The 11632-nt window shown below is 48.9% G+C and carries 13 protein-coding genes and 1 tRNA gene; 10 read left to right on the forward strand and 4 right to left on the reverse strand.

All coding sequences use genetic code 11. The annotated features are described in order from the left end of the window. Window positions 1-176 precede the first annotated feature (176 nt). The 5 genes from oppB to FAH67_RS02080 all read left to right on the forward strand — a co-directional run bounded on the left by oppB (window position 177) and on the right by FAH67_RS02080 (window position 4943). The gene (gene oppB / locus FAH67_RS02060; protein WP_036472303.1) at window positions 177-1097 is read left to right on the forward strand and encodes an oligopeptide ABC transporter permease OppB; all 921 of its coding nucleotides are present in this window, start codon (window positions 177-179) and stop codon (window positions 1095-1097) included. A 73-nt stretch (window positions 1098-1170) separates the two neighbouring features. Beyond that, window positions 1171-2079, forward strand: coding sequence for an oligopeptide ABC transporter permease OppC (gene oppC, locus FAH67_RS02065; protein ID WP_003680914.1), 909 nt, complete (start codon window positions 1171-1173; stop codon window positions 2077-2079). Between the two features lie 24 nt (window positions 2080-2103). Next, a complete protein-coding gene (locus tag FAH67_RS02070) occupies window positions 2104-3708 on the forward strand; it encodes an ABC transporter ATP-binding protein (RefSeq protein WP_003680913.1) in 1605 nt (534 codons plus the stop codon). 84 nt (window positions 3709-3792) lie between these two features. Beyond that, window positions 3793-4143: a helix-turn-helix domain-containing protein gene (locus FAH67_RS02075; RefSeq protein ID WP_039863907.1), complete on the forward strand. Its 351-nt coding sequence runs from the start codon at window positions 3793-3795 to the stop codon at window positions 4141-4143. Continuing rightward, the gene (locus tag FAH67_RS02080) at window positions 4047-4943 is read left to right on the forward strand and encodes an IS3 family transposase (protein WP_115287638.1); all 897 of its coding nucleotides are present in this window, start codon (window positions 4047-4049) and stop codon (window positions 4941-4943) included. The genes FAH67_RS02075 and FAH67_RS02080 overlap by 97 nt, the downstream gene beginning before the upstream one ends. A gap of 140 nt (window positions 4944-5083) precedes the next feature. On the opposite strand, the gene FAH67_RS02085 is transcribed toward FAH67_RS02080, so the two are convergent. After that, window positions 5084-5174, reverse strand: a tRNA-Ser gene (locus FAH67_RS02085). Between the two features lie 79 nt (window positions 5175-5253). Continuing rightward, a complete protein-coding gene (gene yaaA / locus FAH67_RS02090) occupies window positions 5254-6033 on the reverse strand; it encodes a peroxide stress protein YaaA (protein WP_039863515.1) in 780 nt (259 codons plus the stop codon). A gap of 170 nt (window positions 6034-6203) precedes the next feature. Here yaaA and FAH67_RS02095 point away from each other — a divergent pair, with 170 nt between their 5' ends. From FAH67_RS02095 to FAH67_RS02110, 4 genes are all read left to right on the forward strand, one after another. Beyond that, complete coding sequence (locus tag FAH67_RS02095) at window positions 6204-6593, forward strand: RidA family protein (RefSeq protein WP_039863514.1); 390 nt, start codon at window positions 6204-6206, stop codon at window positions 6591-6593. 70 nt (window positions 6594-6663) lie between these two features. Next, window positions 6664-7494 carry a symmetrical bis(5'-nucleosyl)-tetraphosphatase gene (locus FAH67_RS02100; RefSeq protein WP_003679265.1) on the forward strand — a complete coding sequence of 277 codons (831 nt, stop codon included), beginning with the start codon at window positions 6664-6666 and terminating at the stop codon, window positions 7492-7494. Window positions 7495-7582: 88 nt separating this feature from the next. Continuing rightward, entirely contained in the window at window positions 7583-7933 is a 351-nt protein-coding gene (locus tag FAH67_RS02105; protein ID WP_115287637.1) for a helix-turn-helix domain-containing protein, read from the forward strand. Beyond that, a complete protein-coding gene (locus FAH67_RS02110) occupies window positions 7837-8733 on the forward strand; it encodes an IS3 family transposase (protein WP_115287636.1) in 897 nt (298 codons plus the stop codon). The genes FAH67_RS02105 and FAH67_RS02110 overlap by 97 nt, the downstream gene beginning before the upstream one ends. Before the next feature lie 66 nt (window positions 8734-8799). Here FAH67_RS02110 and FAH67_RS02115 read toward each other — a convergent pair whose 3' ends face one another. Further along, entirely contained in the window at window positions 8800-10173 is a 1374-nt protein-coding gene (locus tag FAH67_RS02115; protein WP_003681083.1) for an FAD-binding oxidoreductase, read from the reverse strand. A gap of 95 nt (window positions 10174-10268) precedes the next feature. Further along, window positions 10269-10559 carry a hypothetical protein gene (locus tag FAH67_RS02120; protein WP_115287635.1) on the reverse strand — a complete coding sequence of 97 codons (291 nt, stop codon included), beginning with the start codon at window positions 10557-10559 and terminating at the stop codon, window positions 10269-10271. Between the two features lie 506 nt (window positions 10560-11065). On the opposite strand from FAH67_RS02120, the gene FAH67_RS02125 reads away from it, so the two are divergent. Beyond that, on the forward strand, window positions 11066-11548 hold the full coding sequence (locus tag FAH67_RS02125) for an FKBP-type peptidyl-prolyl cis-trans isomerase (protein WP_003683125.1): 483 nt from the start codon (window positions 11066-11068) through the stop codon (window positions 11546-11548). Window positions 11549-11632 lie beyond the last annotated feature (84 nt).

The following is an 11632-nucleotide window of genomic DNA, read 5'->3' on the forward strand; positions in this document are numbered from 1 at the left end:
TTATCTAAAAACTAAAAAAACCTTACCCGACTCCGAATAAAAACAATAACCCGGTCGGAATAGAGAGAGAAACCGGCGCGGCGACGTTACAGACGCCTGCTGCCATTCATCCGATTTCCGCTTCAGGTCAGCTTTGTTTTCATGAGTCCGGTATGTTCAGACAGGACAGCCTGATTATGTTGAAATTCATCATCAAACGGATATGTGCTTCCATCCCGACCATGCTGGTGTTGATTACCGTATCGTTTTTCCTGATGCGGCTCGCACCGGGCAGCCCGTTCACAGGCGAGCGCAATTTGCCGCCTGCGGTCATGGCCAACATCGAAGCGAAATATCACCTCAATGATCCGATGTACCTCCAATATTTCCACTACCTCAAGCAGTTGGCGCAGGGGGATTTAGGACCGTCGTTCAAATATAAAGATTTCAGCGTTAATGAGTTGCTTGCCCAATCTTTGCCGGTATCGGCAGAACTTGGCTTCTACGCCTTTTTAATCGCCGCCATCTTCGGCATGTTTATCGGCATCATTGCCGCCTTAAAACAAAACAGCTGGCTGGATTATTCGCTGATGAGCGGAGCGATGACCGGCATTGTCGTTCCCAGTTTTGTGATGGCGCCGGTATTGGTGCTGGTGTTTGCCGTCAGGCTGCAATGGCTGCCAGCGGGCGGTTGGAACGATGGCGCACTGATGAACTTAATTTTGCCCGTCGTTACTTTGTCCATCGGTTATGTATCCAGTATCGCGCGGATTACACGCGGCGCGATGATTGAAGTATTGAACAGCCCCTTTATCCGCACGGCACGCGCCAAAGGCCTGCCCATGAGCCGCATCATTCTGCGCCATGCGCTGCGTCCCGCCATGTTGCCGATTGTTTCTTTCTTAGGCCCGGCATTCGTTGGCATCATTACCGGCTCCATTGTGATTGAAAACGTGTTCGGTATTCCCGGCGTCGGACAATTGTTTGTCAACGGCGCGCTCAACCGTGACTACGGCATGATTTTGGGTTTGACGATTTTGGTGGGCATTATGACCATTTTGTTCAACGCCATCCTCGATATTCTGTATGCCATTATTGACCCGAAAATCCGTTATTAATCCCATTTGCGCAAAGGCCGTCTGAAACGTTCAGACGGCCTGAAGAAAGAATAAAAAAGCGAGAGAGAACATTATGTTATTCAAAAAGAAGCAGACTCAGGCCTTCGCAGAGGCAGCAGAATACGCCCAAGTGCACGGCAAAAGCCTGTGGAGCGACGCATGGCGGCGTTTTAAACAGAACAAAGCGGCGGTGTACAGCATTATCATCCTGTTGCTGATCAGCATTTTTGTGATTGTGGCGCCATGGATTGTCCGCTATACCTACGACTTCACCGACTGGGACAATATGCAGATTCCGCCGTCCTTTTCTACCCATCACTATTTGGGTACGGATTTGCTCGGCCGCGATTTGTTGTCGCGTGCGGCAACCGGCGGACGTATTTCTTTGCTGGTCGGTGTGGCCGGCGCATTGGTGGCCGTTGTCATCGGTACGCTTTATGGCGCGATTGCCGGCTTTATCGGCGGCAAGCTCGATTCGCTGATGATGCGCTTTTTGGAAATTTTGAACGCGTTTCCGTTTATGTTTTTCGTGATTCTGCTGACCACGTTCTTTGGCCGCAATCTGCTTTTGATTTTTGCCGCCGTAGGTTTGGTGTCTTGGCTGGACGTGGCGCGTATCGTGCGCGGTCAAACCTTGAGCTTGAAGCATAAAGAGTTTGTCGAAGCGGCGCGTGTGAGCGGCGTGGCAAAACGTAAAATCGTGACGCGCCACATTATTCCGAATGTTTTGGGTGTGGTGATGGTGTATGCCTCTTTGCTGGTGCCGGGCATGATTATGTTTGAATCCTTTTTGAGCTTCTTGGGCTTGGGCGTGCAAGAGCCGATGACCAGTTGGGGTTCGATGCTGCAAGAAGGTGCGATTTCGATGGAAGCCGCGCCATGGCAGCTGCTCGTGCCGAGTTTCTTCTTGGTAACCACTTTGTTCTGTTTCAACTTTATCGGCGACGGCCTGCGCGATGCGCTCGACCCGAAAGACCGCTAAACCGTAACCAAAAGGATAATCAAAATGACAAAACAGTTACTGGTTGTAGAAAATCTGGACATCAATTTCGAATTGCATGAAAAAAACGTGCACGCCGTGCGTAATGTCAGCTTTAAAGTGGCAGAGGGCGAAACATTGGCTTTGGTCGGCGAATCCGGCTCGGGCAAGTCTGTAACCTCCATGTCCGTTATGCGCCTGCTGCCTGAGAAATTTGCCCGATACAGCAAAGATTCGCGCATTACTTTTGACGGCATTTCCATTTTGGATGCCGATGAGAAAACCCTGCGTGATTTGCGCGGTAACCGCATCAGCGTGATTTTCCAAGAGCCGATGACCTCGCTCAATCCGTTTATGCGTATCGGTGCGCAACTGATTGAAGCGGCGCGTGTGCATAATAAAAAGCTCGGCAAAAAAGAAGCAGGGCAGAAGGCATTGGCATTGCTGGAGCGTGTGGGTATTAAAGAAGCCGAACGCCGCATGAAGCAGTATCCGCATGAGTTTTCCGGCGGTCAGCTGCAACGCATTATGATTGCCATGGCGCTTATTAATGAACCTGACCTGCTGATTGCCGACGAACCGACCACGGCTTTGGATGTAACCATTCAAGCCGAGATTCTCGATTTGCTCCATGATTTGCAACAGCAAATGGGCATGGCGATTATCTTCATTACCCACGATTTGGGTTTGGCAGAACACTATTCCAAAACCGTCTGCGTCATGCGCAACGGTGAAATTGTCGAGCGCGGCAAAATCAAAGAAGTATTTGCCCATCCGAAACACGAATATACCGCTGAACTCATCAATGCCATTCCCAAAGGCATGAAAGAGCCGGAAGAAAACAACGCCGGTGTGTTAATCGATGCCGATAATGTCAATGTTTCTTTCGTATTGAAGCAAAACTTTTTCGGCAAACCGCTCAAAACTTTTGACGCCGTCAAAGGCATCAGCCTCAAAATTAAAGAAGGCGAAACATTGGGCGTCGTCGGCGAGTCCGGCTCCGGCAAGTCCACGTTGGGCAAAGCTGTCATGCAGATGCTGCCTTATACCGGCCATATCTCCTTTGAAGGCAAAGACCTGAAAAACTATACCGCTGAAGAAGCACGCCGTCTGAAATCGCAACGGCAAATTGTGTTCCAAGATCCGTTCGGTTCGCTTTCTCCGCGTTTGACCGTTGGCGAAATTATTGGCGAAGGTTTGACAGTTCATCATCCTGAAATGACCAAAAAAGAACGTATCCAGCGCGTTTTGGAAGTCATGAAGGAAGTATCCTTGCCACTTGACGCGCTCAACCGTTATCCGCATGAATTTTCCGGCGGCCAGCGTCAGCGTATCGCGATTGCACGCGCCGTTATCCTGCGCCCGAAATTCATCCTTTTGGACGAGCCGACCTCTGCGCTTGACCGTTCCGTACAATCCAAAGTGGTCGAACTTTTGCGCGACTTGCAGAAGAAATACGGCCTGACTTATATGTTCATCAGTCATGATTTGTCTGTCGTGCGCGCCGTCAGCGATAATGTGATTGTGATGAAGCAGGGTGAAATGGTTGAGTACGGCAGCGCGGATCAGATTTTCCACCATCCGCAAAACGATTACACCAAACGTTTGATTAACGCCGCATTTGATTTGTAGAAAAGGAAAAGGCTGTCTGAAAACACTGAACTGCACCCCAAAAGTTGGACATCCCCCCTCCAACTCACAAGGTGCAGTTTTTTTATGAGCAAATATACATTACACTTCAAATACCAAGCCGTACTCCACTACCTGCACATACGCAGCCAACAGCGTACCGCAGACCACTACAGCATCTCCCGAACCCACCTGCGACGATGGATACGCGCCTATCAAGAAGGCGGTATCGGCGCACTCGAACATCCCCAATCCAAAACCATGCCCCAACACCGCAAAAACCCCTTCATCGCCGACAAACCCGACCACGAAAAAACACAGGCAGAGCTTATCGAAGAGTTGTGCTATATGCGCGCAAAGGTTGCCTACCTAAAGGAGTTAAAAGCCCTCAGCAAAAAACAGACCGAAAAGGACAAAGCCAAACCGTCCAAACACTGAGGGCGCAACACCCGCTCAAATACCTGCTGCACATCGCAAACCTGCCCCAAAGCAGCTTTTACTACCACCACCAAGACCGACCCGACCCCGATGAAGCCGACAAAGCCCTCCTCGTCGAAACCTACCGGCGGCATAAAGGACGCTACGGGCAAAGGCGCATTGCCGCAGCATTGGATTGGAACCGCAAAAAAGTGGCGCGGTTGATGAGGCAGCTAGGACTGAAAGCCCTTATACGGGCAAAAAAAGCCTACCGCCATCCCGCCATGGGCGAAATATCGGAACACCTCCTCAAACGCCGGTTCACAGCCCGAAAGCCCAACGAAAAATGGCTGACCGACGTAACCGAACTCAAAGGAAAGGACAGCAAACTGTACCTCTCGCCGATATTGGACCTGTTCAACCGCGAGATCGTCGCCTACGCCATGAGCCGCAGAGCCGACAGTGAAATGGTGAAGGAAATGCTCGAAAAAGCGGCACCCCGGCTGACTGATAAAGGAACGATGCTTCATTCGGACCAAGGTGTGCTGTACCGTACGGCGGGGTATAGGGAATTGCTTGCGGAGTATTCCATGGTTCAAAGCATGTCGCGAAAGGCGAATTGTTGGGACAATGCACCGATGGAAAACTTCTTTGCGGTGCTGAAGACGGAGTGTTTCTACCGTGCAGGAGAATTGACGGTGGATGAATTGATGAAACAGATAGATGACTATATGGATTACTACAACCGCGAGCGTTGCAGTTTGAAATTGAAAAAGCTGAGTCCTGTCGCATACAGAACCCGGCTTACACAGAGTGCCTGAATAGGCTTTTATGAGTGTCCAAGATTTGGGGACCAGTTCAGTTCAGACGGCCCTTGGGTATTCTTTGGATTTGAAAATAAAAAAGACTTGAATCATCAAGTCTCGCATTTCATTTTTACTAGATAAAAAAATATCAAGAATGGCGGAAGCGGTGAGATTCGAACTCACGGAGGGCTATCAACCCTCGACGGTTTTCAAGACCGTTGCATTAAACCGCTCTGCCACGCTTCCACTCTTGAAGCCGTAATATTAATGGAACTTACAGCCTTTGCCAAGAGGTATTTTAGAAAAAATATCTAGTATTCTGTTTTTATTTAGATTGTTCTTTACGCATGAATACCCATTCGGCTTCGTTTGAAGCTGCTTCATTGAATGAATAGCCTTCGTAGTCAAAATTTTTGAGCATTTCAGGATCGGTAATGCCGTATTCTGCCGCGTAGCGCACCATCAAACCGCGCGCACGCTTGGCGTAGAAGCTGATGATTTTGTATTTGCCGTTTTTCTCGTCTTTAAAAATCGGTGTAATCAGGCGTGCGTTGAGTTTTTTGGTGTTGACGGATTTGAAATATTCTTGTGAGGCGAGGTTGATTAAGACATCGCTGCCGGCCTGCTTCAGCGTTTGGTTGAGCAGGTCGGTGATTTTATCGCCCCAAAATTCGTAGAGATTTTTGCCGCGCGAGTTGGCAAAGGCCGTGCCCATTTCCAAGCGGTAGGGCTGCATCAAGTCGAGCGGGCGCAGTACGCCGTATAAGCCGGAGAGCAGGCGGACGTGTTGTTGCAGGTAGTCGATTTGCTCCGGTTTGAGCGTATTGGCGGCGATGCCTTCGTAGACGTCGCCGTTGAACATAAATACGGCCTGTTTGGCGTTTTCAGGGGTAAACGGCGTGTGCCATACGGCATTGCGTTCAGCATTGAGCAGGGCGATTTTGTCGGAAACATGCATCAGCTCGGCGATTTGTTGAGGGGCAAGCTGGCGCAACTCCTGCATCAGGATTTCTGCTTTGGACAGAAGGTCGGGCTGGGTAAAGCTGCTGACGGGGGAGGGGTCTTTTTCGTTGAGGTTTTTGGCTGGGGATAAGACAAAAAACATGATAATTTCGGCTTTGAAATGAATAATGTGTGGGATTGTAGGTTTAAAATCGGGGAAGAACAAGACGGGCTAAACGCATTAATTGAATGCTTTTATTGAAACGTATTTCTGTTGAAAGTAAAATTCGAAGCTTCCACCTGATTCTGACATTTCTACTTGAGGAGAATATCATGTCTAAAACCATTATCCATACCGACAAAGCTCCTGCCGCGATTGGCGCATACAGCCAAGCAGTCCGTGCAGGCGATACGGTTTATATGAGCGGTCAGATTCCTTTGGATCCGGCTACGATGACTGTGGTCGGCGATGGCGACTTCCGCACCGAAGCAGTGCAAGTATTTAAAAACCTGCAAGCCGTAGCCGAAGCGGCCGGCGGTTCGCTGCAAGATATCGTCAAACTCAATGCTTATTTGACCGATTTGGCCAATTTTGCCGTATTCAATGAAGTGATGGCTGAATTTATCGAACAACCTTTCCCTGCGCGCGCGGCGGTTGGCGTGGCCAGCCTGCCTAAAGGCGTTCAGGTTGAAGCAGAGGCAGTATTGGTTTTAAATGCATAATTGATGTTTTCAGACGGCCTGGGCTGGGCTTGAGGCCGTCTGAAAATAATAACAACGGAAAACAATAATAATGGCACATTACGCAATCGGAGACATTCAAGGCTGTTTTGACGAGCTGACTTTGTTGCTTGCCAAAATCGGCTTTAATCATGGTACGGACACCCTTTGGCTGGTTGGCGATATTGTCAATCGTGGCCCGAAGTCCTTGGAAACCCTGAAATTTGCCAAAGAGCATGACAGCAGTGTGCAAATGGTTTTGGGCAATCATGATTTACATCTTTTAGCAGTCGGTTGCGGTGAAGGAACGCTCAAACGCAGTGATACGGTTGAGCCGATTTTGACCCATCCCGATGGTCATGCCATGCTTGACTGGCTGCGCCATCAACCGCTTTTGGTGCGCGGCGACAGACATGTGATGGTGCATGCCGGTATTTTGCCGCAATGGTCGGTTGATAAGGCAGAAAGCCTTGCCCGTGAAGCTGAGGATGAGTTGCAAGGTAAAAAATACAGGAAATTTTTTGGCAAAATGTACGGCAACAAGCCGACCGAGTGGACGGACGATTTGACAGGCTATGAGCGCCTACGCATGATTATCAACGTCTTTACCCGTATGCGGGCGCTGACGTACAAAGGCGAATTGGATTACGAATATAAATCTACTTTGAAAAAAATGCCGCTTTACCTGCGCCCTTGGTTTAAAGCGCCTGATAGGCAGAATTTGGATTATATTACCGTGTTCGGACATTGGTCGTCATTGGGCTACGTTAATACCGATCAGGTTATCGCTTTGGATACCGGAGCGTTGTGGGGCGGAGAGCTGACAGCGGTCAATTTGGATACCAATGAAGTGATACAGGTACCGTCCTTGGGCGGATTGGATTGGAAAACGGCATTGAAATAGTTTGGATAAGATAAAAGGCCGTCTGAAATGTTGAACTGCACCCCAAAAGTTGGACATCCCCCTCCAACTCACAAGGTGCAGTTTTTTTATGGGCAAATATACATTACACTTCAAATACCAAGCCGTACTCCACTACCTGCACATACGCAGCCAACAGCGTACCGCAGACCACTACGGCATCTCCCGAACCCACCTGCGACGATGGATACGCGCCTATCAAGAAGGCGGTATCGGCGCACTCGAACATCCCCAATCCAAAACCATGCCCCAACACCGCAAAAACCCCTTCATCGCCGACAAACCCGACCACGAAAAAACACAGGCAGAGCTTATCGAAGAGTTGTGCTATATGCGCGCAAAGGTTGCCTACCTAAAGGAGTTAAAAGCCCTCAGCAAAAAACAGACCGAAAAGGACAAAGCCAAACCGTCCAAACACTGAGGGCGCAACACCCGCTCAAATACCTGCTGCACATCGCAAACCTGCCCCAAAGCAGCTTTTACTACCACCACCAAGACCGACCCGACCCCGATGAAGCCGACAAAGCCCTCCTCGTCGAAACCTACCGGCGGCATAAAGGACGCTACGGGCAAAGGCGCATTGCCGCAGCATTGGATTGGAACCGCAAAAAAGTGGCGCGGCTGATGAGGCAGCTAGGACTGAAAGCCCTTATACGGGCAAAAAAAGCCTACCGCCATCCCGCCATGGGCGAAATATCGGAACACCTCCTCAAACGCCGGTTCACAGCCCGAAAGCCCAACGAAAAATGGCTGACCGACGTAACCGAACTCAAAGGAAAGGACAGCAAACTGTACCTCTCGCCGATATTGGACCTGTTCAACCGCGAGATCGTCGCCTACGCCATGAGCCGCAGAGCCGACAGTGAAATGGTGAAGGAAATGCTCGAAAAAGCGGCGCCCCGGCTGACTGATAAAGGAACGATGCTTCATTCGGACCAAGGTGTGCTGTACCGTACGGCGGGGTATAGGGAATTGCTTGCGGAGTATTCCATGGTTCAAAGCATGTCACGAAAGGCGAATTGTTGGGACAATGCACCGATGGAAAGCTTCTTTGCGGTGCTGAAGACGGAGTGTTTCTACCGTGCAGGAGAATTGACGGTGGACGAATTGATGAAACAGATAGATGACTATATGGATTACTACAACCGCGAGCGTTGCAGTTTGAAATTGAAAAAGCTGAGTCCTGTCGCATACAGAACCCGGCTTACACAGAGTGCCTGAATAGGCTTTTATGAGTGTCCAAGATTTGGGGGCCAGTTCACGTTTCAGACGGCCTTTTCGTATTGGTTAATCTAAAGAAGGCAGGAGTTTGTCTGGATTCATAATGCCATAAGGGTCAAGCTGATTTTTGATGGCATGCATCAGAACGAGTTCGGCCTGCGTACGCACACGGGGCAGCCAATGTTTTTTGATGATGCCTACGCCGTGTTCTGCGGCAATCGTACCGTGGCAGGCAAGGATATTTTCATAAACAATGGTATTGACGGCGTCTTCGTATTGGTAGGCTTCGTTGCTCAATACGTTTGGCAGGAATGTATTGTAATGCAGGCTGCCGTCGCCTAAATGTCCGAAGCAGACAATTTTTATGCCGGGAAAGCGGGTTTCCAAGGCAGGGGCGCATTGGCGGGCAAAGGCGGCCACTTGGGCGATAGGGATGGCGATGTCGTGTTTGATGCTGGTGCCGAGTTTGCGTTGGGAAGCGGAAATATTTTCACGCAAGGTCCATAAGTCGGAGCGCTCTTGCTCGGATTGCGCCAAGATGCTGTTTTCCCATCCGTTTTGATAGAGAAATTCGGCAAGCTTTTCATCCAGTCCTGCATCGGGAACGGAATCTGCAAGTTCAATCAAAATATGCCATTCCGCATCGGCAGGCTTTTTGAGTTGGCTGAATTCCGAAGATAAATCGAGGGCAAAGCGGCTGATTAGCTCGAAGCTGGTCAAGCGTTCGGCAAAATGGCCTTGCACCGCAGTCAAAAGTAAGACGGCGGATTCAATATTGTCTAAACCTACCCATGCGGTTGCTTTGGTTTTGGGCTGGGCAAAGAGTTTGAGTGTGGCGGCGGTAATGATGCCCAGTGTTCCTTCGCTGCCGATAAAAAGATGGCGCAAGTCATAGCCGGTTGTGTTTTTATGCAGGGGCTGAAGGTGGGAAACCAGTTCGCCGTTTGGTAAAACGACTTCCAAACCCAATACCAAATCACGCATACTGCCGTAACGCAAGACATTTAAACCGCCGGCATTACAGGCGATATTGCCGCCGATTTGGCAAGAGCCTTCGCTGGCAAGGCTGAGTGGAAACAGTCGTCCGGCTTCGGCTGCTGCCTTTTGAGCATTTTGCAAAATCACGCCTGCTTCAACCGTCATGCTGTTGTCCGCAAGGTTGATATCGCGGATACGGTTGAGCTTGGAGAGATTGAGCAGTACGCCTTCGGTGGTTACCGTTGCGCCGCATAATCCGGTATTGCCGCCTTGCGGGGTTACGCGGATGCTGTTTTCAAAACAGAAACGCATGATTTTCTGCACGCTTTCGACAGAGTTCGGCTGTAAGACAATATCCGGTGAAGAAACAAAACGGCGGCGTTGGTCGTTTAACAAGGCCGGAGTGGCTTCAATGATTTCAGAGGCGGAAAGAAACTCAGCAAAACGGTCGTGAAGGTGCATGGCAGTCAGGCGGAAAAGTCGGGAAGGAGAGTATGAAGAATGTAAAAAAGCAGGATACGCAATGGTATCCTGCTTTTCTTATATTCAAAAGAATATTATTTAGCAGCTTCAGAAGCAGCAGCTTCAGTAGCAGAAGCAGCGGCTTCAGTAGCAGAAGCAGCAGCTTCGGTAGCAGATGCAGCAGCTTCAGTAGCAGATGCAGCAGCTTCAGTAGCAGAAGCTTCGGTAGCTTCGGCAGCAGAAGCAGCAGCTTCAGTAGCAGAAGCAGCAGCTTCAGTAGCAGAAGCAGCTGCTTCAGAAGCAGCAGTTTCAGCAGCTTTATCAGCACCGCCACAAGCGGCCAAAGCTAAAGACAACAAAGCAGCAGCGAACAGAGATTTTTTCATTTTTGAGGACCTTTTTTAAATCGATTTAAACTAAAAATAGCCGTCAAACGGCCTGTACAGTAGAAATTCATTGCTGAATTGTCGTTATTATGCCCCACGGGGTTGGTCAATGCAACGTTGCTTAACCGTTTGCATACTAAAATCAATACAAAATTAGCGAAAATATGTAAATCAGGGAGGCAGGTAAAAAATCATCTAAAAATATTCATAATTAATGAAAATTTTAAAAGTTATTTATATTCAATAGTTTGATTATTTTTAACTGTTGTTGGTTTTAAGGGTTTGGAATGTTTTTGCGTTTGGGAAGTTTTTTGTAATTTAGCAACTTCGTGTTGTGAAAAAGCAACTTTTATGGATTGGGATCATTCAATTTTGTTTTTCATATGGACTTTTTCGGTTTTGTTGTGTCCGCCAAAAGTATTTGTTTAAGGTAAACCGATTGTTTAGTTACAGCTGTGATAGAATAGCCTGAACTTGACTTTTAAATATTGATTAAGGACGACATGATGTCTATTGTTAAAAATTCCGTAGTTTCCCTGCATTATGAAATGTACGATGCAAACAACCAGTTGTTGGACAAAACCGAAGAGCCGATTGCTTACCTGCATGGCGGTTATGACGGTATTTTCCCTTTGGTGGAAGAAGCGTTGCACGGCAAAAATGTAGGCGATACTGTTGAAGTGGCTTTGTCGCCTGATGATGCCTTCGGCGAGCAAGATCCTGAGCTGGTGCGTATTGAAGATGTAAGCGTATTCCCTGTTGAAGTTGAAGTCGGCATGATGTTTGAAGCCGATGATCCGGAAACCGGCGATGTATTGATTTATCGTGTAACCGATGTTGCCGACGGTAAAGCCGTAGTGGACGGCAACCATCCTTTGGCCGGTATGAAAGTATTGTTCAAAGCGACTGTTGAAGGTGTACGCGATGCGACTGAGGAAGAAATTGCCCACGGTCACGTACATGGCCCGCACGGTCATCACCACCACTAATCAGGCTTGAAGCATGATAAAGGCCGTCTGAAAAGGAATGAAACCTTCCTTTTCAGACGGCCTTTAAGTTTTTACAAGACAGAT

It is taken from the genome of Neisseria flavescens, assembly GCF_005221285.1.
Taxonomy (GTDB): Bacteria; Pseudomonadota; Gammaproteobacteria; order Burkholderiales; family Neisseriaceae; genus Neisseria; species Neisseria flavescens.